Here is a 22,050-nt window from a genome sequence, read left to right on the forward strand (position 1 = left end):
TAAACTTTTCTGGTTTCCTGCCGAATGTTGCGCCATTGTATTGGCATTAACGATTGCAGGATTTTAACGATGTCAGATTATTCTATCCGGCCCCTTTCGGCCGCAGAGTTGCAGTATGCCGTCGATTGGGCAGGCAGCGAGGGATGGAATCCGGGCCTGCGCGATGCGGAATGTTTCCGCTCCACCGACCCAGATGGGTTCTTGGGCGGGTTCCTTGATGGGGACATGATCGCCTCGGTCTCAGCGGTGAACTACGATGACGCGTTTTCCTTCCTGGGCTTTTACATCGTGCGCCCCGAGTTTCGTCACCACGGTCACGGGCTAGAGATCGCGCAGCACGCTCTGGCGCATTGCGAAGGGCGCAACATGGGGCTGGATGGCGTGGTGGAGCAACAGGACAACTACCGAAAGTCAGGCTTTTCCTTTGCTTATAACAATTATCGGTTCGCCGGGACCATCGGTGAAGTCCTGCCGGAACTTGGTCAGGTGCTGGGTAACGGCGTTGCGCCACTGGAATCTGCCTCAAGTGCGCTGCGCGCCTATGATCGCAAATTGTTCCCTGCCCCGCGCGACGCGTTCCTGCAAAGCTGGCTGGGCGCATCGGATCATATTTCACGTGTTTATTCCGAGAACGGTCAGATAAAGGGCTATGCCACCCTGCGCCCCTGCCAATCGGGTTACAAGGTTGGTCCACTTTTTGCGGATGAGGTGGGCATCGCGCGGGCGCTTTTGGCCAGCTTACTGGCCGCTGTACCCCAAGATCATCACGATCACGACGTCTTTGTCGACATGCCACAACCCAACGATGCCGCGTTTGCAATGGCCAGACAGTTAGGGTTGACCAAAGTCTTCGAAACCGCCCGGATGTATTCTGATCACGAACCGGAAATTGACCTCAACCGAATCTTCGGAGTGACCACGTTCGAACTTGGCTAACGCCAGATTTCGAGACCCCTACTTCGACGTCCAACCTTATGCGCAGGGACTTTATGTATGCTGGGAGAACACCAAAAACGGTTGTTGCAAGACATGTTCGAGAACCTGCCGGGGATCAGCTTTTTGATCCTGTCCCGCGCCACTGACGATTTGCGCCTGGCCGGGTGGGTCGGAACCGTGCTCGCGACCCTTGTGTGCCTGGCGTATGTTAAACGGGTTCTGCGCGCGCATCCCATCTTGTTGGGGATCAATATTTTCATGGTAGTTATAACCCCGCTGATAGAAATTCTGGTGCTGTCAGGCAGTCGGAACTCGGCTGATCTGTTGATCGGCAATATCGACTCACTTGTGCTGGGCAGTGTTTTCGTAACGGGCGTTGTGTTGACCCTATTCACAGCCAAAGGCTTTCTGACCTATGACGCAAAAAGCGCCAAGCAAATGCGCATCCATTCCACGGCGATGTTGACGCTGTGCGTCGCCGGGATTGTCTGGTCCGCAGCCATGGGACAGAACTACCTGATAACGCTGGCGGTTCCGCTCATGGTGCTTTTTGGATGTCAGCGCTTTCTGCGTGCGGGCGCAACAGACCGTCAATCGCGCGGAGGCGTTTTACTAGGCGGGACCATACCGATAGACCCGCCCGCCGAGACCGTCGCCTGACCTAGAACGCCTTGAAGGTCATCGTGGTCAGCGACCTTTCTATGTTCGGTATCACCAGCAGATGTTCGTTGATGAAATGCCCGACATCTTCGGTCTCGGGGATATAGAGCTTTAGCAGCAGATCGTATTCGCCGCTGGTCGAATACAGCTCGGAATGGATTTCGCGCAGGGCGATTTCCTCGGCCACCTTGTATGTTGTGCCGGGTTTGCAGCGGATTTGGATGAAGACGCAGGTGGACATGGGCCGAGCCTTGGTTGTTCAAGTTGCTTGCAGGCTGGCACGGGCCGCGCCGGGGTGCAATCCCCTGCAACAGTTTGGCGGGAATGACAGATGCGGTCTGGAAAGTGCTGCCCCTCCGCGTCTATAAGCGCGGCTGTAGCAAAAGGAATTCGCCCATGCGCAGCGCAAAGATCAGCCGTCAGACCGCCGAGACCGAAATCTCGGTCGAGGTCAATCTGGACGGCACCGGCCAGTATGACAACCAGACAGGCGTCGGGTTCTTCGATCACATGCTGGACCAGCTTGCGCGCCATTCGCTGATCGACATGACGATCCGCGCCAAGGGTGATTACCACATCGACGACCACCACACCGTCGAGGATACGGGGATTGCGCTGGGTCAGGCGCTGACGCAGGCGTTGGGTGACAAGAAGGGCATCCGCCGATATGGCGAATGCCACCTGCCCATGGATGATGCGCAGGTACGCTGCGCGCTGGATCTGTCTGGCCGCCCGTTCCTGATCTGGAATGTCGAACTGCCCACGCACAAGATCGGCACGTTTGACACCGAGTTGGTGCGAGAGTTCTTTCAGGCACTGGCCACCCATGGCGGCGTCACGCTGCATATCGACCAATTGCACGGGTTCAACAGCCACCACATTGCCGAGGCCGCGTTCAAGGCGGTCGCGCGCGCGTTGCGTCTGGCGGTTGAAACCGACCCGCGCAAGGCCGATGCGATTCCGTCCACCAAGGGCGCGCTATAAATGCTGACAGCCATTATCGACTATGAAAGCGGCAATCTGCACTCGGCAGAGAAGGCGTTTCAACGCATGGCGCGCGAGTTGAATGCGGGCGAGGTGGTTGTGACCGCGGACGCAGACGTCGTTGCGCGCGCGGATCGTCTGGTTCTGCCGGGCGACGGCGCGTTTCCCGCCTGCGCTGCCGAGTTGCGGGGCCACAAAGGTATTTATGACGCCATGGTCGAGGCGGTCGAACAAAAGGGAAGACCGTTTCTGGGTATCTGCGTCGGGATGCAGCTTATGGCGTCAAAAGGCCATGAATACACCGAGACTGACGGTCTGAACTGGGTTGCCGGGGACGTAGTGCGTATCACCCCTTCGGACAGCGTGCTAAAGGTGCCGCATATGGGCTGGAATAATCTGGTGCTCGAAATTGATCACCCGGTCTTTGACGGGGTCAGGTCGGGCGACCATACATATTTCGTCCACTCCTACCATTTTCGCGTCACCGATCCGGCGCAACGGCTGGCCTATGTGGATTATGGTCAGGAAGTCACGGCCGTGATCGGCCGCGACACGATGATTGGTATGCAATTTCATCCCGAAAAAAGCCAGGATGTGGGCCTGCGTATGATCGGGAATTTCCTGACCTGGGCCCCCTGAGCCCTTATTGAACGCGGGTCCAGGTCTGACCACGGCAGACCAGACCACCCGCGACACAACCCTTGACGGTCAGCGCATTCTGGCTGTCCAGCGTCATCTTCGAGTTATAGGTCTTGTCCCGGTCCGGCGCCCAGATCTTGCCGTTGTCATAAGCGCCGTTGCCCTCGGGCTCCATGTCCCAGATGATCTTTTTGCCCAGATTCTCATAGGAAAGTTGCTGATTGCCGTTGCCATCAAACGCGGTGTCGATGGTGCCGCAGATCGCACTGCCGCACGGCGCGATCGTCACGTGCAGATAGCCGCCTTCGTCGCCGGGTTCGGTCTTCCACAGGCCGTCAACTGGGTCAGCCGATGCAACCGTGGAAAAAACGCACAGGGCTGCCGCTGCAATGATTGAGTGTTTCATGATGTTCTCCCTTAGATGGCGGTACTGTGTCGCGCAGCAACCGAACCAGCAAGATTAACCCCACGTCGCGTTGCATCCCCTGTCCGGCTTGTGCGATATCCCGCGCGTACAACTCTGATATAGGGCCGCCCAAAATGATCCTCTACCCCGCTATCGACCTCAAAGACGGCCAGGCCGTGCGCCTGCTGCGCGGTGAAATGGACAAGGCAACCGTGTTCAACGAAGACCCTGCGGCGCAGGCCAAAGCCTTTGTTGATGCCGGGTGTGACTGGCTGCATCTGGTTGATCTGAACGGTGCCTTCGCGGGCGAGCCTGTCAATGCTGCACCGGTCGAGGCGATTCTGGCGGCCTGCAACGTACCCGCACAACTGGGCGGCGGCATCCGCGACATGGCCACCATCGAAACATGGATCAGCAAAGGACTGGCGCGGGTTATTCTGGGCACTGTGGCAGTGGAAAACCCGGACCTGGTGCGCGAGGCGGCGCGTGAATTCCCCGGCAAGGTCGCCGTGGGCATCGATGCCCGCAACGGCATGGTTGCCACCAAAGGCTGGGCCAAAGAAACGGACGTGCAAGTTACCGATCTTGCCCGCAGCTTCGAGGACGCCGGCGTCGCGGCCATCATCTATACCGATATCAACCGGGACGGAGCCATGCAGGGCCCCAATATCGAGGCAACTGCCGACCTTGCCCGGGCCGTGTCAATTCCAGTGATCGCGTCAGGCGGCGTCAGTTCTTTGGACGATCTGATCGCTCTGCGTGATTGCGGCGTGGAACTGGACGGCGCGATTTCAGGGCGCGCACTCTACGACGGCGCGATTGATCTGGCCGAAGCCATCCGCGCCCTGAACTAGGCTATTGCGCAGCCGCAGCGGTCAACTTGGCCAATGCGCCGCGCATTTTGTCGATAACCGGCGAATCCTCGACCTCGTCCAGCTCGTCCATCGTCTCTTTCGGGTCTTCGTAGGCCAGCCAAACCTGACCATCAGCGTCTTGATAGGCTTGAACCTTCAACGGCAGGAACAGTCCGGCCCTTGGGTCGATTTGCATCGCGGGTGTGCCCAACGCAGGGTTGCCAAAGATCAGAACCTGATTGGCGGGAATCGGGGTACCAACTTTTTCGGCACCGGCTGCATGGTCGACCCGGGCGAATACAGTTGCACCCGCATTGCCGACGGCTGCCTCGAGCGCATCCAGTGCTTCAGCGACAGATTTGTCTGTAGGGATTTTGATAATATCGTCAGCCATAGCGGACAGAGCACCTCCGAAAATCAGAAACGTTGCCAGTATCAGTTTGTGCATATCGGAATTCCTTTGTTGAATTTCACCCCAGTTTTCACAGCTTTGCGCCGTGCGGCAATCACAAGTCTGGCATCGGCGGGGCTTTGCCGTTAGAGGTGCCGACTATAGAGGATACCACATGCTAAAAACCCGCATCATTCCCTGTCTGGATGTCGCCGATGGCCGGGTGGTCAAGGGCGTCAATTTTGTTGGCCTGCGTGATGCGGGCGATCCGGTGGAGTCGGCAAAAGCTTATGACGCAGCCGGAGCTGACGAGATCTGTTTTCTCGACATCCACGCCACCCATGAAAACCGAGGCACCATGTTCGATGTGGTCCAACGGACTGCCGAACAGTGTTTTGTGCCTCTGACCGTGGGCGGCGGTGTGCGCACCAAAGAAGACGTGCGCGCCCTGCTGCTGGCCGGTGCTGACAAGGTCAGCTTCAACTCGGCGGCTGTGGCGAACCCGGATGTGATCGCGGAATCGGCGGATCAGTTTGGCAGCCAGTGCATCGTCTGCGCGATCGACGCCAAAACTGTCAGCCCCGGAAAGTGGGAGATATTCACCCATGGCGGGCGCAAGCCCACAGGTATCGACGCAGTTGAATTCGCGAGAACCGTAGTCGCCAAGGGTGCCGGGGAAATCCTGCTGACTTCGATGGACCGCGACGGCACGAAAGCTGGGTTCAACCTGCCTCTGACCCGCGCCATTTCCGACGCCGTAGACGTTCCGGTTATCGCTTCTGGTGGTGTTGGCAATCTTGACCATCTGGTCGAAGGCGTGACCGAAGGTGGCGCAAGTGCTGTTCTTGCCGCCTCGATCTTTCATTTCGGCGAATACACGATCCGCGAGGCCAAAGAGCATATGGCCGCCGCAGGCATACCGATGAGGCTGACATGAGCATCCTGCAAGATCTGGCCGCAACCATTGAGACCCGCAAAAAGGCTGATCCAGACAGCAGTTGGACCGCCAAGCTGCTGGCCAAAGGCCCGGAAAAATGTGCCGAGAAGTTCGGAGAAGAGGCCATCGAAGCAATTATCGAGGCTGTCAAAGGTGATCAGGCAAAGCTGACCTCCGAGGCTGCGGATGTGTTGTATCATCTTCTCGTAATGCTGGCCGCGCGTGACGTCGCTTTGGACGATGTGCTTGATGAGCTGGCGCGGCGCCAAGGCGCCAGCGGTCTGGAAGAAAAGGCAGCGCGACCAAAGGGGTGACGCCTGCCCTCGCAATCTCGTAGTGTGGTTCGGCAAGGTTCACGGATTGAAGGCGCGGATATGATCAAAGCTTTGGCGTTTGTATTTGCGCTTGCAATACTGGGTGCCTGCTCAGTCGCACCGTCGTCAACCGGAGACGAGGTTCAACGGCTTGCGGCCGAAATTCGCAGCCTTGGCCCGGATATCGACCCCGAAGAAGCAGACCGCGCGGCGCGCATCGCTTATTCCTATACCGCGCAGTTAGCACAGGAATACGAAATCACCGATCCCCCACTGATTCACAACGCCAAGGTCAACAAGGGTTTGCGCCCCCGGGGGTTGTGCTGGCATTGGGCCGAAGACATCGAGCGGCGGCTGGATCAGGAAGGCTTTCAAACGCTGGAGATGCATCGCGCCATCGCCAATGCGGACAATCCGTTCCGCATCGACCACAGTACCGCCATCATCAGCCGCAAAGGGGAAACTATGTACGATGGCGTCGTACTGGACCCTTGGCGATATGGTGGCACCTTATTCTGGTCTCCGTTGCCGGAAGATACGAAATACGAATGGGTACCGCGCGAAATTGTTTTGGAAAAACGGCGGCTAGAGCAGGTCGCACGACTTAAGCCCCTGCCCGGCACCTGAACTTTCAAAGCTTGGACGATATGAGCCCGGTCGCGAAGCCGCCCATGCGCAGCTCTCCGAATAGGCGTTGATATTCGATTTTCGGGCAACGATTCATCACAACATCAACACCACGTGCTTCGGCTACGGCGGCGGCATTGTCATTTTCCACGCCGATCTGCATCCAGATTGTGCGTAGACCAGGAAACGCCCCAAGCGCATCATCAACGATTGGCGGAACTGCTTCTGAGCGCCGGAAGATATCCACCATATCCACCTGCTCTGGAATATCAGACAGCGAAGCCCGCACTGTTTGACCAAACAGTTCCTTGCCTGCATGGCCCGGATTCACAGGAATAACGGTGTACCCCTTGAGCGAAAGGTAACGCGCCACATAGTAACTTGGCCGCACCGGATTCATCGAAACACCAACAACGGCAATCGACTTGGTTCGCTGGAGGATGTCTTTAAGAAACGCATCAGAGTATTCGGTCATGCGCCCACCCTATTCGGACCATACAGAATAAAAAAGCGCCCAGGTAAAAACCTGAGCGCAAGTTGTTGGAACGAGGGACAGTGAAATGACCCGCGGCAGTTCCGTTCCGCGGTCACTGTGACATTTAGGCATAAGTTGAGAGAAAAAAAGAGGGGGTGCGCGATTTTGTGATGACAGATCACAAAAAGCGGAAACCCGCCTATTGCTCGTACAGGGCGGTGGGCCAATGTGCTTCGGCCATGCGGATGTATTCTGCGGTGTCGGTGTTCCATACTTGCTCGATCCCCGGTGAGTGCGTCAGGTACAGTCGTCCGTCAATCACTGTCCAAAGCTTGGGGTCTGTACTCACCAACTCTCCCATCGCCATGGCATATGCGCAGTATCCGCCGAACTGCGGCGCATAGGCCCGTGGGTTCATCTCGAAAGCATCGCGATTCTCGGCCGAGGCAAAGTGCCATTCGGCACCCTTCCACTTTACCGAAAATTCAGGAAGCCCAAGGCGCGGGGTGTCTTCGGTGAAATACGAAACCGCATCATACCCGGCCATAACTGCCCCGTCCGTCTGAAAAAAGACGGGCATGTCCTGGGCAAACGCCGCCGGAGCAAACACGGTGGCGGCCATCGCGCCAAGTAGGAAACGTCGGTTCATAATCACCAAGTCATGGTTTGAGGTTCAGTGTATCAATTTGCAATTTTTTGACACATCCGAAACCCCCATTAACGAGGTTGTGATCGCCTGAGATGCGAATACGTCCCCTCAATCAAAGATATCTTCAACCACGTCCCAGGCTTCATCCAGAACGCGCGAAAACAAACCCTTTTTCCTTTTTTTCTTCTTGTTCTTGTACGGGTGCTGGTTTTTCGCGGCACTGCGAACCGGCTTGGTGTCCGAAAGTTTGCGCTTGGGCACCATTTTCAGGTCGTGCAGAGGTGCGCCGCAGCTTGAACAACTTAGCTCATGACGCTGCTTTCCTTTTAGAACCAGCGCCGCGCGGGTTCCACAATAGCAGCAGGTGGCGATTTTTGAGGGCGTGGAAATGGTGCTCTCCTGTTTATCTGTGCCTTGAGGCATATAGGGCAATCGCAGCCGCATTTGAGACGTTCAAGGACCCAAACCCACCCGCTGCGTCGATTTTCACCAGATGATCAACGGTTTCCTTGGTCTTCTGGCGCAAACCCGGCCCTTCGGCGCCAAGCACCAACGCCACCGGTTGATCCAGTTTGCCGTCCAAAGTGGCCTCGATCGTAAGGTCCGCTTCGCCGTCCAGCCCCAGCACCAAAAAGCCCATGCCCTGCAACTCGACTATTGCGTCGGCCAGATTGCGAACACGAAGGTACGGCTGCCTTTCCAGCGCCCCACTTGCAGTTTTTGCCAATGCCCCCGTTTCCGGCGCCGAATGATGGCGCGTTCCGATAACTGCGCTAGCCCCCAGCACTTCGGCCGAGCGTAGAATCGCACCGACGTTGTGCGGGTCTGTAACGCGGTCCAATAGGATCACACGCGGGTGCTCGCGCCCGATACAGTTCTCGGCCAGCCCACCCCAGTCCAAAGGCTTCACTTCCAACGCCGCGCCTTGATGCACAGACCCCGGATCAATCGGGGCGGTGAATTTGCGTGGATCGACCATCTCGGGCTCAATCCCTGCAAACTCAATGGCTTCGGTCAGCTTGTCCCGCGCGTTTCGGGTCACAATCAAGCGCAGTTTCTGCCTATCCGGGTTCATTAGGGCGTCGCGCACAGCGTGTAGACCAAACAGCCAGACGGTTTCCGACGCCGCAGCTTTGCGCGCCTGCTCCTTTTCAACGACCCACTTGGGTTTCTTCATTTCTTGGGCCTCCGGGCCGGGAAATCGGTTTCCTGCGTCAAAGCGATATTTTCCTGTTGACGCTCCTTTAAGGCGCTAGTAATCACGCCTCCACGTCAGGTGCAACGCCTGACAGTGGGCGACAGGCCGCAAGGTGTGGCAGGGGACTGTAACTCCCTCGCGGAGACGCACGCCTGGTTCGATTCCAGGGTCGCCCACCATCTTCTTCAGATGGCGGGAAAGTTCAACAGGCCGTTAATTCGGCAGGCATTGCCATTCATCCACCACCTGCCCTCCTTTCAAAACCAAAAGCGGCCCGAACTGGTTCAGTACCGCCTCGCTTTGCGTTGGTCGCAATAGGGCGATGTCCCCGGGTTTCACGCTGGAATCCAAGGGACCGGTCCATACTTCCTGATTGCTTGATCGGCCGAAAATCGACGAGTAGGAAAAACCGTCTGGAGACACGGGCTGCCCAAGAAAGTGCCCGCCGAATATCGCCAAGTCCGTCTTCCGTCTGGGCAGAAAGTCCAAACCCGGCAACGCGTTGCCCTGCATCACCTTCAGGATTGGCGAGGCGATAAAGGCCGCTGGTTGGAATGCTGCCGTCGTCGGGTGGTCAAAGTCCGTGGGCTTGACCAGAACGGACCCAAAGGCGACCTCATTTGCGGCGCTGCCAGCAGCATAGGACTGGAACGTCAGGCTGCCCCCTGTATTCAGGCAAAGCCCCTCACCTGCATTTGGCAGCCCTGCTATCGCACGTTGGAAGGCGTTTGCGCTGGACCGCATGGCGCGGGATTTCAGAACATGCGGCAGCTTGGCCAGATGCGCCTCATACCCCATGACCCCGGCCAACGTCGCATAAGGATGACTGCCAATACGTTGCGCGATCTGAGGAATGTCTTCAGGACGCAACCCGCCCCGGTGTAAGCCGATATCAACTTCAAGCGACAGACGAAGCCGAAGATTGAGAGCTTGGGCCAACCCCAGATAGGCATCCAGATTTTCAGCCGTGTCGATAAGCCATTGGACGCGTTCCGCCGCGGTCGGGTTCTTTTTCAGCACACGTGCCGCCGAACTGATTGGCAAAGGCTTACCGATCAAATGGTCGGTATCAGGCTCTGCATCCAGCAGCGCCGACAGCATGGGCTCGGAAAAGGTCATGAGCCCTGACGCCGGAACCTTCGCCCGAATGTGATCCAGCAGCGGCAGACAAGGCAGGGATTTAGCCACAAGACGGCTTGCCAAGCCCGGAGCAACCAAACCAACCGCCAGCGAGCAATTTGCGTCGAGCCGATCAAGATCGACGACGGCCACTGGTTTATCTACCCCATAGTCACGCAGTGCTGCGGACAAGTTTTGCAAATATTCCGCCGTCATGGTCGGAACAGTTTGCTCAAAGCGGGCGTAAGAAACTTTCCGTTTGGGTCCAATTGCTCTCTCATCGCGCAGAAACGGTCGAAGTCGGGATACAGGCGTGAAAGCTCTTTATACGTCAAACTATGGATCTTACCCCAATGCGGGCGCCCTCCGGCCTCAAGGAGAATTGGCTCGATATCGGCAAAGTAACGCGTGTGATCTTCGGCGGCGTCGGTATGGATCGCAACCGAAACACGCGGGCCACCCTGAAACGGTGAAATACAGGCCGTATCGCCAGCGGTCTGTCTGACCTCAATCGGAAAATATATGTCCGGATGGTCACGGTGCAGACGCGTGAACACCTCCCGAAGCGCATCCCCGGCGACATCGGGCGGCAGGTGATACTCCATCTCATTGAACCGAATGTGGCGATCACTGCACAGCACGCGCCAGCTTTCGCCGACATAATCCTCATCCGACTGGGCCAGCGTCAGCAGCTTGAGTAGCGCACTGCGCAAACCGCTGCTGTAGCGTCCCGCGTTTCTAGCCAGCTTCAGCACCTTGACCGCAATCATGTCCAGATCGCGCGGGGCCTTGGTCTCGGACGCGTCGGTCATTTCATGGCGAATCTCCACGGCCTTGCCGGTGAAGGGAATGTAAAAAAACTCAAAATTCCGAAACTCCGCCCATTTTCGGTGCATGCTGGCAATCGTTTCTTCAAGCGGTGCCAAAGTTACACGACGACGTAAGTTAAACTTCGGAATTACGGCGATTTGCGCGTCGGTCAGTACGCCAAGTAACCCAAGCGAGACCTGAGCCATCTCAAGGGGGATATCCTCGGTCGACAGGATGTCTCCGCATGCCCCGACAAAACTGGCCGCCGTGATTTCGGCGGAAATGCAGGGTAATTCCCGGCCGGTTCCGTGTGTTGCGGTCGCAGCCGCACCCGCCAGCGATTGCGCGTTGATGTCCCCAAGGTTACGAAAGGCCAACCCGTGATCGGCCAACGCCGGAGAAAGATCGCGCAAACGCGCGTTGGCGTTCACCCAGACACGATCTTCGCTGACCTGACCCAATGTCGGTAAATTCAGATTGGACAAATCCAGAATGCGATCCGCACCAACGACGATCGGCGTAAAGGAATGCCCCGCCCCAACAACGCGCATACCGTCTGGCTGTGCGACGGCGTGTTGTACTTCAGCAAGGGTAGAAGGGCGCAATATGGGTGCGCTTGAGCTTTGGCCACCTGACCAGTTGGTCCACATCTGCAATCTCCTCCCAATTGAAGGATTGCAGCACATCAGCCCCAAAACAAGTCAGGTTTCCAGCAAGTTACCCAACGGCAAGTAAGATCAGGCGGCCGCCGCGCGCTCTGCTGTTACGCGGGCGAACCACTCAATGATCGCGTCGACCTCGGGTGCGATCTGTTCGGCTGCGCCATCGGTGAAGGCTTCGAATTTTTCCCGGTTCAACCCGTTCACCCCGACCAGAACCGGAATGTCCAACGCAAGCGCCTCGGCGATAACAGGGCGAAAACCGCGCCCGTCGGCTTCGTGTTTGCCGAACTTGTTCACGACCAAGAGTTGAGGTGCATCGGCCAGTGACGAAGTGACATACCCCACGGCCTGCTCTAGTGCGGCGGGGTCCAGACGACATCCGCGCGACTGTTCGCCCAGCGACTGAGAAATGCGGATCGTTTCGCCTGCGGGCAGAACACGTACATCCATGTCGCATTTGCTGCTGTCCGCGCATTCGGTGTTGGTTTGCACGACACCCGATAGCTGCGCACCGGTTTTTAGCAACTGCTCAGCGGCCGCGCTAAGCAGTCGATCGGTTGCGCCACGCTCTGTCGTGGTTACGTAGGCCAGGTACATTCAAAGACCCCTTGATAAAACTGTGACATTCCAGATAGCACGCAAGTCGCCTTCGGACCACTCTTTGCATTATGGCAGCGGTGAAAGTCCGATCACAGACTCGTGCGCGCCAAGCAGAACCAGGTACGCCACCAGTGACGCGACCCAAACCCAAGCACGTGGCCATGGCTGCGGGACTAGCAGAGACAGCCGCGCAGTGTTGCGCGACAAACGAACCCATTCCGGTCCCATCTCCCGAGACTTGCGGCGGTCAATCACGGCCATCCCCATGGCTGCGAACCCAGCGAACAGACCAAATAGGATCACATGTGACAAGCTGCCATTGGCCAACAGATGCGCCACAGCCCACAGCATCAGGGCGGCCAGAACAGGATGGCGGGTGGTGCGCAATATGCCGGGGTTCTCGGGATCAAACGGACGATGACCCAAGCCACCGAAAGAGAACGGGTTTTGCACAGACACACCACTGACAGCCAACCAGCACACAACGGGCATACACAATAGCGGAATCCACCTCAGGATCGCGAGTGGCGGAATGACCTCAACATAGGGCGCGTGGGCGGCTGCGACGATCAGCCAGACGAGAACCACCAGAGACAGGACAGAATATGCGCTGTAATACCCCCGCCGACCAAGCAATGAGATCAGGTATCCGCGCACAGCGGGCCGCGCTGGAATCATATGGCTCAGAAGAAATACAATCAGCGCGGCAAAGAATGGTCCCCAGCCCATCATCATAGACTCCGTAAGTTCTGCACCTGATTTACGGCAGCGCGGCTGGGCGAAACTTGTCCAAAATCAAGTCGGGGCGGGGCAGTCGCGCTGCCCCTGCCCTTTTTTATAGGCCCAGCGCCTTGCGGCGTTCTTCGGCAAAGCCCTGCACCATGCGGTCGGCGATCAGCGCCAGAATCGCCATTGCAGCACCAGCCGAGATGCCCAGACCGACATCCGCCTGCCCCAGCGCCAGATAGATCGACTGGCCCAGACCGGTGGTGCCGATCAGCGCCGCAATCACCAGCATCGCAAAGGCATAAAGGATGGTCTGGTTCAGCCCCAGAAGGATGGTCGGAGCGGCATAGGGCGCACGCACATCGCGCATGATCTGCCACTCGGTCGCGCCGCTGGAGATCGCGGCCTCCATCATTTCCTCGGGCGTGTTGACCAGCCCATGCCGCGTGTAGCGGATCATCGGCACGATCGCGTAGGCGCAGATCGCAAGGAAGGCCGAGAACTCTCCGATCTGGAACACCATCAGCACCGGGATCAGGAACACGAACAGGGGAATTGTCTGCAACATGTCGCAAACGGGTCGAACGACCTTCCACACCGGCGTCCAGACCGCGCTGGCCAGACCGATCAGCCCGCCGACCACAGCGCAGGAAAACACCGCCGCACCGCTGAGGTAGAGCGACAGCAAAGCGCGCTCCCAAAGCCCCGAGACAAGGATGGTGCAAAGCAGCCCCACCGACAGCACCGCCAGCCGCCAGCCGCCCGCCACATAGCTGAGCGCGGCCGCCCCGGTCAGAACGAAGGGCCACGGCAGGTTTGCGATGCCGGTTTCCAACATGCCGATCAGGATCAGCACGACCAACCCTCCGGTCAGATGCCCGCGCCATGCCATCAGTGCGGCGATGACGGCGGCAACGATGAACAGGCCATAGCTCATGCCCGGCGTCCACTGAAATCCCCATGTGAACGGCAGCACCGCTTGATCCAAGCCAATCCGCAGCGGCAGCAGCACGTAGAACAGAGAATTGTTCTTGAGCGCATCCAGCCACGGGCCGTTGGCCTGCGTAAAGGCGGTCAGGCCACTGTCGATCGCCTCGGCCATCGGGTCCAGCAGGGTCAGCTCGGACGGGTTCGGCAGCCACAGCCAGAAGGCGGCCGTGAACAGCACGGTAAAGCCCAGAACCGCCCAGACGACACGCTGGTCATATCGTTTGCGCTCGGTCGCCAGCGTCCCGCTCATCCGGTCGATGACGACGGCAAAAACCACGATCACCAGACCGGCCATCAAGGATTCGCCGAACTGCGCCTTGCGCATGGTCAGCAGAACCTCCCAGCCGATATCATTGAAGCCACCGATTACCGCCGCGATGATCACCATCGAAAGCGCCGCCATCAGGCATTGGTTCACACCGACCATGATCTGCGTTGCCGCCGCCGGGATTTCCACCTGAAACAGCTGCTGGAACCGCGTGCCGCCGGACATGATAGCGGCTTCTTTGATCTCGGGTTCGACCCGTTCCAGCCCCAGCATCACATTGCGCGCCATCGGCGGAGCGGCGTAGATGGCCGAGGCGATCAGCCCCACCACCGGGCCAAAGCCAAAGAGCAGAAGCAAAGGCGTCAGATAGGCGAATGTCGGCACCGTCTGCATGACGTCCAGCACCGCCTGAACAAAACTTTTCACGCGGGGGATTTCATTGGCCAGAATGCCGATCCCCCCGCCCGCAACCAGCGCCACGGGAACTGAGACAGCGACCAGCGCCAGCGTGTTCATGCTCTCGGCCCAATAGCCCGAGGCAAGTACGAATGTCAGGCCAAAAAATCCAAGCGCCGCCATGGGCAACCCGCCCAGATACCAGCCCAGCGCGGTGACAAGCCCGATCAGGATCGGCCACGGGGTATTCCCCAGCACGAAATTGGCCGCATCCATCGGATAGGTCATTAGGTCCGAGAACAACCGCATCGCCGGTTTGATGCCGTTCAGGAACCAATCAAGAAAGGCTCCGACCCACTGGGTTGCGGGCAGCTCCCACGCGGTGGGCCATTTGACCAGCCACGGGGCAATGCCCTCAAGCGCAAGACACAGCGCGCCAACCACAGCGGTTATCAGCGCGGCCTTGGCCCCGACCGTCAAACGCGCCTGCGCGGGAACGTCGGTCATCGCGGTCATGTCTCGTCCACCTGAAGTGCCGCAGCCAGATCGGACGGGTGTACCGTGCCAACGATATTGCCCGCCTCATCACGCACAGGCACCGGTTCATACAACTCCATGCAATGGGCCAGCGCGGCGTCCAGCGTCATACTGGTGGTCAGACCGGGATCATCCGGGCCACGCTCGGAATCATCACGCATGACCGAGGCGACCTTGGCGTGCTGACCCTTGGCAACATCTTTCGAAAATTCGCGCACATAGTCATCGACCGGGCGTAGAACGATGTCCGTCGGTGTCCCGATCTGAACGATCTTGCCATCGCGCATGATGGCGATGCGGTCGGCCAGCTTCAGCGCCTCTTGGATGTCGTGGGTGATGAACACGATGGATTTCTTCAACGTCGCCTGAATGCGCAGGAACTCATCCTGCAACTGGCGACGGATCAACGGGTCGAGGGCCGAGAACGGCTCGTCCAGAAACCAAATATCGGGGTTCACGGCCAAAGACCGCGCAATGCCCACACGTTGCCTCTGACCACCGGAAAGCTGCCGGGGGAAGCTGTCTTCGCGCCCCTCCAGACCCACCAGCGAGATCACCTCTTGCGCGCGGGCCAGACGTTCCTTTTTGCCGACGCCCTGAACGCGCAGCGGATAAGCCACGTTTTCGGCAACAGTCATATGCGGGAACAGGCCAAAGTGCTGGAACACCATGCCCAGCTTTTTGCGGCGCAGATCGGTCAGCACCTTTTTCGACGCGCCCATGACATTCTCGCCATCCACGCGAATCTCGCCACCCGTACCGGGCAACAATTGCGAGATACAGCGGATCAACGTCGATTTACCTGAGCCCGACAGGCCCATGATGACGAACAGTTCGCCCTCTTTGACCTCGAAATTGGCGTCTTGCACGGCGGGGATGAAGCCTTGTTCCCTCAGATCCGAGGCGGCCTTGTCGGCGTCATTCCCTGACCGAGACAGCGCGTCGGTCAGGGCCTTGTCAGCACCTTGGCCAAAAACCTGCCAGAGGTTCTGGCAGGCGATGGCTGGCGTTTTAGCGTCAGTCACTTAGGCTGGCTCACTGCGTTGCTGCGTCAACGACCGGACGCCACTTGCCTTCGTTCTCGGCCATCCATGTCGCGACGACCTCTTCGACTTTACCGCCGTCGACGTCAATCGCGCCCATCATCGGCTGCTGGTCTTCGACCGCCAGTTGATAGTTGGTCAGAATCTCATAAGCAGCAGGCCATTTGTCTTCCATGCCGCTCCAGCTTGCCTTGAAGATGCGCGAGGGCGAGAAATCACAGTCGTTTACCGCGTTCGGGTTCGGCCCCCAGGATGGGTCATTAAAGCATGCTTCTTCACCTGCTGGCAGCTCGACGAATTGCACGTCATAGGCCGACATCGCCCAATGCGGCTGCCAGAAAGTGATCAGCAACGGCGATTTACGCTCGGTCGAGGCACGCAGTTCTGCAATCAACGCGCCTTCAGACCCGGCAGGAACGGCTTTGAACGGCAGCTCCAGGCCAGTCATCCGGTCCGCGCCGGGAGTGCCCCAATCGGCTGGGTAATCCACCAGTCGACCGCCGGGCAGCGTTTCCGCCGTTGCAAAGACCTGTGCGCAATCTTTCAAGGCTTCCCAGGCAGGCAGCCCCGGGCACAATTCGGCCACGTGCGCGGGATATGCAATGCCTTCCTTGGCATCGAGGCCCAGATCACCGATTTCAACGACGGTGCCTTCCTCGACCTTCTTGGCATATTCATCCGAGACATTCGACGACCAGATTTCCAGCGTCGCATCGATGTCACCATCGGCCAACGCCTGGAATTGGTTCATCATGCCTGCAGTCACATATTCCACGTTATAGCCCGCAGCCTTGAGCATTTCACCGGCAACATGTGTCGTGACATGCTGACCGGTCCATTCATTGATCGCCAGTTTGATCGGTTCGTCCACAGCGCCCATATCGGCTGCGTATGCAGATCCAGCTACCGTCATCGCCAAAAGGCTTACACTCAGTTTTTTCATCGACATTCTCCCTGTCTTCTATTCTTTGCCCAGACCGGCGCGATCACGCGCCGGAAAGCTTGTCGCATGACAATACCATGTCGCAACATGCACAAATTTGGCTGGGAAAGGAAAGTGAACAGTTTGATGCATGGTCGGATCGCCATGATCGAAATCCCACCTGATTCCCTGCCTTTCACTATGCGCCGTGCCCCACCCCTTGTGTTTACGCCCTATTCATCGAGGCGGGAAGTTGATTGACGAGTCAATCACAAACCAAAATCCTACAGTTTGTCGAGCATTTCTTTTAATTGATGTGTGATTTTCTGACCCTCGCCCAGGAATTGATCTTCCGTACATGCCTTGCATCACCAGCACTTAAACGCGACCCTATGGTCGGAGGGCGTTTTTCATGCATCATTTCGACGAGATCTTTTCCATAGCAGCCAAACGGCATGGCGGTCACGACGCGCTGGATCAAAAACTCAGCAAACCCAAAACCATAGATGAACTTGCTGCGCTTCCGGATGACCGCTGGCTTGCGATCATTACCAAGTGCATATTTCAGGCTGGGTTCAACTGGAAAGTCATTGAGGCCAAATGGGATGGTTTTGAAGCGGCCTTTGATGGGTTTGATGTCGGGCGCTGTGCTTTCATGGATGACGAAAAGTTCGACTCGCTGCTGCAAGACACCCGAATCGTGCGAAACGGTACAAAAATCGCGACCGTCAGAGACAATGCGGCCTTTCTTCTTGAACTGCGGCAAGAAGGAGGTGCAGGCAAGGTGCTGGGCGGATGGCCTTCGACAGATTTCATCGGATTGCTAACGATGCTGGGCAAGCGCGGGTCGCGCCTGGGTGGGGCCTCTGCCCAATACGCCATGCGGTTTGCCGGGCGCGACAGCTTCATCCTTTCGCAGGACGTGACCGCCCGGCTGATTGCAGAAGGAGTTGTGGACAAGGCTCCGACGTCCAAAAAAGCTATGACTGCCGTTCAGGATGCGTTCAATGTCTGGATGGACCAATCGGGTCGGTCGCTAACCGAAATCAGCCGTGTTTTGGCAATGAGTGTATGAAAACGGGTTACAGAGCGATTGCAACGCATTAGGCTTTGAACATGACGCGCCTTATTTTGATGACGTTTCTATTGCTGTTTGCCTCCTGTGGGCGGCCGCTGACGGATCAGGAGGTTGCCTTTGCCAGCGCTGTTCAGGGCGACACGCTGAATCTTGAAAGCGTGCGACTTGTCGAGGGCGCCCCGGTCGCGCCGATTACGTTTTATCGCGAAAAGCGACCGCGCCTTGCCTGCCGGGAACGTATTCTGCCCCCCGCCGAAGAAGGTGTCGTTACAGCGAAGCCCGCAGCCGTTGCCCTGTTCAATCGCGTCTACTTCACACGCGAATGGTATCTGGAAGACTATATGTCTGACTTTCCGGAACAAATGAACCTGATCGCCGCGATGCTTCTGGCCCACGAACTGACCCATGTCTGGCAGTGGCAGAACCGCAAGACAACGGGATATCACCCCTTGCGGGCGGCGGCCGAGCATGGCGGCAACAAGGACCCATACCTGTTTGATCTGGATACCTCGCCTGATTTTTTGTCCTACGGGTTTGAACAACAGGGCGCGATTGTCGAGGAATATGTGTGCTGCCGGGCGCTGGACCCGACCGCTCCGCGTACAATGCGGCTGCACGAAATGCTGGGCCAGCATTTCGACCTGTCGCCATTGCCACAGCAGGAACGGGAACGGGCCGTGGTTATCCCCTGGTCCGAGGCAAAGGTTGAAGGCATCTGCCGCTAATAATCAGCCACCCTGTATCGTCTCAAGATACGCGACCAGATCAACGATCGGCTGGCTGGTCAGGATAGGCTGACCTTCGGGCGTTTTCATTGAGGTATCCTGCCCGTCAAAATAAGGCCCGTATACCGGCATAGGGCTGCCGTGGCTGACCAGAGGGTCGCGCCCGTCAATGCGGGCCACAACCCGGGCCGTCGGGAACACACCGCCGTCACCGGCAAGCTGGGTCAGGTCGGTCGGTTGAATAACCAGAACACCGGCCATAGGCCCATGACCAGTTGCGTCGATCCCGTGGCAGGTCGCGCAATAGTGTTGATAAAGTTCGGCCCCGGTCTCAACGTCCTGGGCGACTGCCTGAGAGGCCACCGCCATCAGCCCTAAAGAAACAGCCCCGAGTATCTGTCTGGTCATCCTATCCTCCTGTCGTGATTGACATTTGCAGGCTTGCCCGAAGCCCCACTTGGCGCAATGATCCAGATCAACGAAGCAGGAGGGTTCGGGCGATGACACAATACGCAGCTATTATGCTGGCAGCCGGGATTGGTGTGCCAATCCTTGCGGCCCTGAACGCGGCATTGGGAAAACTGATCGGCTCACCTACCACAGCCGCAGTGATCCTGTTTGCCATCGCCTTTCTGTCATCCGCTTTGGTGATGCTGTTGTTTCCCGGTGTCAGCGCATTGTCCAAAGTCACTGACGCCCCCAAACACCTTTTGCTGGGCGGCGTCCTGATCGCCTTTTACGTCCTGTCGATCACCCATGTCGCGCCACATTTCGGCGTTGGCAACGCGGTGTTTTTCGTGCTTGTGGGGCAGTTAATCAGCGCGGCCGCCATCGACCACTTTGGGCTGTTTGGCGCGCAGGTCGCACCTTTGACCTGGATTCGCGCGGGCGGCATCGCAGTTATGGCGGTCGGGGTCGCAATTACTCAACTGGCTTAAGCACACCACTGTCCAGCCGCAGCTTGCGGTCCATCCGCGCCGCAAGATCCATGTTATGTGTCGCGATCAGGGCTGAAAGCCCTTCGTCCCGCACCAACGCCATCAGCGCGTCGAACACCTGATCCGAGGTCTCGGGGTCCAGATTGCCCGTGGGCTCATCGGCCAGCAAAACACGGGGTTTGTTGGCCAAAGCACGGCAAAACGCCACCCGTTGTTGCTCGCCCCCGGACAAGGCCGCCGGACGGTGATGAGCGCGTGCCGAAACGCCGACCCGATCCAGAAGGGTCATCGCTCTTCTCTGAGCATCTTTTTCCGAAACGCCATTGGCCAGTTGCGGCAGGGTAATGTTCTCAAGCGCCGTGAACTCGGGCAACAGATGATGAAACTGATAGACGAACCCGACATCCTGCCGCCTGAGTGCAGTACGGGTGCGGTCGCCTTTTCCGGTCACGCTTTGCCCGGCTATTTCCACCGTCCCCGCATCAGGCGTGTCCAACAGCCCGGCGATATGTAAAAGGGTCGACTTGCCCGCGCCCGACGGCGCGACAAGCGCAACCGCCTCACCCGTGCGCAGGTCCAGATCAACGCCGCGCAGAACCTGCACCTCGCCCGGTGTTCCTTTCAGGTAGGTCTTGGTCAGACCATCCAACCGCAACGTGACATCACTCATAGCGCAGCGCCTCTACCGGGTTCAGCCGCGCCGCGCGACGGGCCGGGAAATAGGTGACAAAAAAGGACAGACCCAGAGACAATCCAACCGCCTTTAACACGTCGGCCAGGTGCAACTCGGCGGGCAAAGCGTAGATCCCGCGTATGGATGGATCCCAGACCCCGCCGCCCATGACAAAGTTCACAAAACTGAAAATCGGATCGATATAGATCGCGAACAAACACCCCAAGGCCACACCTATCCCGGTGCCGATGATCCCCGTAAAGGCCCCGCAGATAAAAAACACCCTGAGCACCGACCCTTCGCTCAGGCCGATTGTTCGCAGAATTCCGATGTCGCGACCCTTGTTTTTGACCAGCATGATCAACCCAGACACAATGTTCATCGCGGCAATCAACACAAGGATCGACAGGATGATGAACATGACGTTGTCCTCGACTTCAAGCGCGCGCAGAAACCCGCCCGACGCGTCCTGCCACGTCCAGATACGGCTGTTTTCTCCAGCGGCCTGCAAGATCAGATAAATGGTCGGGTCCAGCTCTTCGGGCTGGTCCACCATGACTTCGATCTCGTCAGCAACGCCTTCGCGGTTAAAAAAGCCCTGCGCCTGTTCGAACGGCATGTAGACCCGTGTGCGGTCAATGTCATAGCGTCCCGCCGAGAACACATAGACCACGCGATAGGCATTGACCCGCGGCGACGTACCAAACGCGGTCTTCACGCCGTTGGGCGATGTCAGTTTGACCGTGTCCCCAACGGTCGCGCCGATGCTGCGAGCCACCCCTGATCCGATGGCGATCACGTCCTCGCCGTTCTGAAATTGCGAAAGATCCCCGGCGGCCTGCTCACTTTCGGCCACACCCGGCAGATCAAGCAGGTCATCAGGCTGGATGCCAAATACCTCGACGCCGCTGCTGCGGTCGCGGTTGGTGATCAACACCTGTCCTTTGACCAAAGGCGCGGCTCGGTTCACTCCGGGGACCTCTGCAATACGCCCAGCCATGTCTGTATAATCCGCGATGGTGCGATCCAAGCGGCCCTGCGCATCCAACTCTCCGGCCGAGTAAACCGTGACATGCGCATTAGCCCCCAGAATGGTCCCCACAAATTCAGACCGGAACCCAGACCGCACTGCCAATGTCGCAATCAGAGCGAAGACTGCCAGTGTGATCCCGATCAGCGAGATCCACGTCATGACACTTACGCCACCTTCTGCACGCCGCGCGCGCAGGTACCGCCAGGCGATCTTCCATTCAAAGGGGGCAAAGGGCGGGGGCGTCGTGGCCATGTCTGCTCCGGTTCTTATTGCTTGGCGCGACCCTTTCGGCATTTCACCCGATGGTCAAGTTCGTTATGCGCCACGTGGGCGCTGATGGGCAACAGCACCTTCTGACCCAACGCGAATCACCCGCGAAGCCAGATCACCCACTCTGGCGAAAGGAGAGAGGTGCGGCATTCCCTACACCCTTGGTTGTGACGCCCTTCACAGACAGACA

At 58.1% G+C, this 22,050-nt stretch carries 28 protein-coding genes and 1 tRNA gene; 12 read left to right on the forward strand and 17 right to left on the reverse strand.

Features of this window, described 5'->3' with window-relative positions; translation table 11 throughout:
- Window positions 1–69: 69 nt before the first annotated feature.
- Together RUESEDTHA_RS02375 and RUESEDTHA_RS02380 are read left to right on the forward strand one after the other, a co-directional pair.
- A complete protein-coding gene (locus tag RUESEDTHA_RS02375; RefSeq protein WP_180884026.1) occupies window positions 70–936 on the forward strand; it encodes a GNAT family N-acetyltransferase in 867 nt (288 codons plus the stop codon).
- A gap of 57 nt (window positions 937–993) precedes the next feature.
- Window positions 994–1,596 carry a hypothetical protein gene (locus tag RUESEDTHA_RS02380; RefSeq protein ID WP_180884028.1) on the forward strand — a complete coding sequence of 201 codons (603 nt, stop codon included), beginning with the start codon at window positions 994–996 and terminating at the stop codon, window positions 1,594–1,596.
- Between the two features lies 1 nt (window position 1,597).
- On the opposite strand, the gene RUESEDTHA_RS02385 is transcribed toward RUESEDTHA_RS02380, so the two are convergent.
- Window positions 1,598–1,837 (reverse strand): Lrp/AsnC family transcriptional regulator, encoded by a 240-nt coding sequence (locus RUESEDTHA_RS02385; RefSeq protein WP_050602861.1) that lies wholly within the window; start codon window positions 1,835–1,837, stop codon window positions 1,598–1,600.
- A 155-nt stretch (window positions 1,838–1,992) separates the two neighbouring features.
- Between RUESEDTHA_RS02385 and hisB the strand changes: the two genes are divergently transcribed.
- Both hisB and hisH read left to right on the forward strand, forming a co-directional pair.
- On the forward strand, window positions 1,993–2,580 hold the full coding sequence (hisB, locus tag RUESEDTHA_RS02390) for an imidazoleglycerol-phosphate dehydratase HisB (RefSeq protein ID WP_180884030.1): 588 nt from the start codon (window positions 1,993–1,995) through the stop codon (window positions 2,578–2,580).
- The gene (gene hisH, locus RUESEDTHA_RS02395) at window positions 2,581–3,219 is read left to right on the forward strand and encodes an imidazole glycerol phosphate synthase subunit HisH (protein ID WP_180884032.1); all 639 of its coding nucleotides are present in this window, start codon (window positions 2,581–2,583) and stop codon (window positions 3,217–3,219) included. It begins immediately after the preceding gene.
- A 4-nt stretch (window positions 3,220–3,223) separates the two neighbouring features.
- On the opposite strand, the gene RUESEDTHA_RS02400 is transcribed toward hisH, so the two are convergent.
- Entirely contained in the window at window positions 3,224–3,625 is a 402-nt protein-coding gene (locus RUESEDTHA_RS02400) for a DUF2147 domain-containing protein (RefSeq protein WP_171120614.1), read from the reverse strand.
- Between the two features lie 134 nt (window positions 3,626–3,759).
- Between RUESEDTHA_RS02400 and hisA the strand changes: the two genes are divergently transcribed.
- Window positions 3,760–4,479 carry a 1-(5-phosphoribosyl)-5-[(5-phosphoribosylamino)methylideneamino]imidazole-4-carboxamide isomerase gene (hisA, locus tag RUESEDTHA_RS02405; RefSeq protein ID WP_180884034.1) on the forward strand — a complete coding sequence of 240 codons (720 nt, stop codon included), beginning with the start codon at window positions 3,760–3,762 and terminating at the stop codon, window positions 4,477–4,479.
- Between the two features lies 1 nt (window position 4,480).
- Here the strand turns inward: hisA and RUESEDTHA_RS02410 are convergent, their stop codons facing one another.
- Window positions 4,481–4,927: a DUF302 domain-containing protein gene (locus RUESEDTHA_RS02410; protein WP_255431596.1), complete on the reverse strand. Its 447-nt coding sequence runs from the start codon at window positions 4,925–4,927 to the stop codon at window positions 4,481–4,483.
- 118 nt (window positions 4,928–5,045) lie between these two features.
- Between RUESEDTHA_RS02410 and hisF the strand changes: the two genes are divergently transcribed.
- From hisF to RUESEDTHA_RS02425, 3 genes are read left to right on the forward strand one after another with little or no spacing between them, the layout of a single operon-like run.
- Window positions 5,046–5,807, forward strand: coding sequence for an imidazole glycerol phosphate synthase subunit HisF (gene hisF, locus RUESEDTHA_RS02415; protein WP_180884036.1), 762 nt, complete (start codon window positions 5,046–5,048; stop codon window positions 5,805–5,807).
- Window positions 5,804–6,121 (forward strand): phosphoribosyl-ATP diphosphatase, encoded by a 318-nt coding sequence (locus tag RUESEDTHA_RS02420; protein ID WP_180884038.1) that lies wholly within the window; start codon window positions 5,804–5,806, stop codon window positions 6,119–6,121. Before hisF ends, RUESEDTHA_RS02420 begins: the two co-directional genes overlap by 4 nt.
- A 60-nt stretch (window positions 6,122–6,181) precedes the next feature.
- Window positions 6,182–6,748, forward strand: a complete 567-nt coding sequence (locus RUESEDTHA_RS02425; RefSeq protein WP_180884040.1) for a hypothetical protein — start codon at window positions 6,182–6,184, stop codon at window positions 6,746–6,748.
- Window positions 6,749–6,752: 4 nt separating this feature from the next.
- On the opposite strand, the gene RUESEDTHA_RS02430 is transcribed toward RUESEDTHA_RS02425, so the two are convergent.
- From RUESEDTHA_RS02430 to rlmB, 4 genes are all read right to left on the reverse strand, one after another.
- Complete coding sequence (locus RUESEDTHA_RS02430) at window positions 6,753–7,223, reverse strand: CoA-binding protein (RefSeq protein WP_180884042.1); 471 nt, start codon at window positions 7,221–7,223, stop codon at window positions 6,753–6,755.
- A 199-nt stretch (window positions 7,224–7,422) separates the two neighbouring features.
- Window positions 7,423–7,872, reverse strand: a complete 450-nt coding sequence (locus RUESEDTHA_RS02435) for a YHS domain-containing (seleno)protein (RefSeq protein WP_255431597.1) — start codon at window positions 7,870–7,872, stop codon at window positions 7,423–7,425.
- A 108-nt stretch (window positions 7,873–7,980) separates the two neighbouring features.
- Window positions 7,981–8,295 (reverse strand): hypothetical protein, encoded by a 315-nt coding sequence (locus RUESEDTHA_RS02440; RefSeq protein ID WP_180884590.1) that lies wholly within the window; start codon window positions 8,293–8,295, stop codon window positions 7,981–7,983.
- Complete coding sequence (rlmB, locus tag RUESEDTHA_RS02445) at window positions 8,276–9,049, reverse strand: 23S rRNA (guanosine(2251)-2'-O)-methyltransferase RlmB (RefSeq protein WP_180884046.1); 774 nt, start codon at window positions 9,047–9,049, stop codon at window positions 8,276–8,278. Before rlmB ends, RUESEDTHA_RS02440 begins: the two co-directional genes overlap by 20 nt.
- A 116-nt stretch (window positions 9,050–9,165) precedes the next feature.
- On the opposite strand from rlmB, the gene RUESEDTHA_RS02450 reads away from it, so the two are divergent.
- Window positions 9,166–9,249 (forward strand) — tRNA-Tyr (locus RUESEDTHA_RS02450).
- Between the two features lie 34 nt (window positions 9,250–9,283).
- Here the strand turns inward: RUESEDTHA_RS02450 and RUESEDTHA_RS02455 are convergent.
- The 7 genes from RUESEDTHA_RS02455 to RUESEDTHA_RS02485 all read right to left on the reverse strand — a co-directional run bounded on the left by RUESEDTHA_RS02455 (window position 9,284) and on the right by RUESEDTHA_RS02485 (window position 17,164).
- The gene (locus RUESEDTHA_RS02455) at window positions 9,284–10,405 is read right to left on the reverse strand and encodes an alanine racemase (RefSeq protein WP_180884048.1); all 1,122 of its coding nucleotides are present in this window, start codon (window positions 10,403–10,405) and stop codon (window positions 9,284–9,286) included.
- Window positions 10,402–11,649 carry a D-arabinono-1,4-lactone oxidase gene (locus RUESEDTHA_RS02460; RefSeq protein WP_180884050.1) on the reverse strand — a complete coding sequence of 416 codons (1,248 nt, stop codon included), beginning with the start codon at window positions 11,647–11,649 and terminating at the stop codon, window positions 10,402–10,404. The genes RUESEDTHA_RS02455 and RUESEDTHA_RS02460 overlap by 4 nt, the downstream gene beginning before the upstream one ends.
- A gap of 87 nt (window positions 11,650–11,736) precedes the next feature.
- Window positions 11,737–12,258, reverse strand: coding sequence for a DUF2478 domain-containing protein (locus RUESEDTHA_RS02465; RefSeq protein WP_180884052.1), 522 nt, complete (start codon window positions 12,256–12,258; stop codon window positions 11,737–11,739).
- A 69-nt stretch (window positions 12,259–12,327) separates the two neighbouring features.
- On the reverse strand, window positions 12,328–12,993 hold the full coding sequence (locus tag RUESEDTHA_RS02470; protein WP_180884054.1) for an NnrU family protein: 666 nt from the start codon (window positions 12,991–12,993) through the stop codon (window positions 12,328–12,330).
- A gap of 103 nt (window positions 12,994–13,096) precedes the next feature.
- Window positions 13,097–15,157, reverse strand: coding sequence for a proline/glycine betaine ABC transporter permease (locus RUESEDTHA_RS02475; RefSeq protein ID WP_180884056.1), 2,061 nt, complete (start codon window positions 15,155–15,157; stop codon window positions 13,097–13,099).
- Entirely contained in the window at window positions 15,154–16,203 is a 1,050-nt protein-coding gene (locus RUESEDTHA_RS02480; RefSeq protein WP_180884058.1) for a glycine betaine/L-proline ABC transporter ATP-binding protein, read from the reverse strand. Before RUESEDTHA_RS02480 ends, RUESEDTHA_RS02475 begins: the two co-directional genes overlap by 4 nt.
- 10 nt (window positions 16,204–16,213) lie before the next feature.
- Complete coding sequence (locus RUESEDTHA_RS02485; protein ID WP_180884060.1) at window positions 16,214–17,164, reverse strand: ABC transporter substrate-binding protein; 951 nt, start codon at window positions 17,162–17,164, stop codon at window positions 16,214–16,216.
- 391 nt (window positions 17,165–17,555) lie between these two features.
- On the opposite strand from RUESEDTHA_RS02485, the gene RUESEDTHA_RS02490 reads away from it, so the two are divergent.
- Window positions 17,556–18,218 carry a DNA-3-methyladenine glycosylase I gene (locus RUESEDTHA_RS02490; protein ID WP_180884062.1) on the forward strand — a complete coding sequence of 221 codons (663 nt, stop codon included), beginning with the start codon at window positions 17,556–17,558 and terminating at the stop codon, window positions 18,216–18,218.
- 41 nt (window positions 18,219–18,259) lie between these two features.
- Entirely contained in the window at window positions 18,260–18,946 is a 687-nt protein-coding gene (locus tag RUESEDTHA_RS02495; protein ID WP_180884064.1) for a hypothetical protein, read from the forward strand.
- A 3-nt stretch (window positions 18,947–18,949) separates the two neighbouring features.
- Here the strand turns inward: RUESEDTHA_RS02495 and RUESEDTHA_RS02500 are convergent, their stop codons facing one another.
- Window positions 18,950–19,354 carry a c-type cytochrome gene (locus RUESEDTHA_RS02500; RefSeq protein WP_180884066.1) on the reverse strand — a complete coding sequence of 135 codons (405 nt, stop codon included), beginning with the start codon at window positions 19,352–19,354 and terminating at the stop codon, window positions 18,950–18,952.
- Between the two features lie 92 nt (window positions 19,355–19,446).
- Here RUESEDTHA_RS02500 and RUESEDTHA_RS02505 point away from each other — a divergent pair, with 92 nt between their 5' ends.
- Window positions 19,447–19,884: a DMT family transporter gene (locus tag RUESEDTHA_RS02505; RefSeq protein WP_180884068.1), complete on the forward strand. Its 438-nt coding sequence runs from the start codon at window positions 19,447–19,449 to the stop codon at window positions 19,882–19,884.
- Here the strand turns inward: RUESEDTHA_RS02505 and RUESEDTHA_RS02510 are convergent.
- Window positions 19,868–20,554, reverse strand: a complete 687-nt coding sequence (locus RUESEDTHA_RS02510) for an ABC transporter ATP-binding protein (RefSeq protein WP_180884070.1) — start codon at window positions 20,552–20,554, stop codon at window positions 19,868–19,870. The two genes, RUESEDTHA_RS02505 and RUESEDTHA_RS02510, sit on opposite strands and share 17 nt — an antisense overlap.
- Window positions 20,547–21,842, reverse strand: a complete 1,296-nt coding sequence (locus tag RUESEDTHA_RS02515; RefSeq protein ID WP_180884072.1) for a lipoprotein-releasing ABC transporter permease subunit — start codon at window positions 21,840–21,842, stop codon at window positions 20,547–20,549. Before RUESEDTHA_RS02515 ends, RUESEDTHA_RS02510 begins: the two co-directional genes overlap by 8 nt.
- Window positions 21,843–22,050 lie beyond the last annotated feature (208 nt).

Source organism: Ruegeria sp. THAF57 (genome assembly GCF_903914075.1).
In the GTDB taxonomy this organism is placed as follows: Bacteria; Pseudomonadota; Alphaproteobacteria; order Rhodobacterales; family Rhodobacteraceae; genus Ruegeria.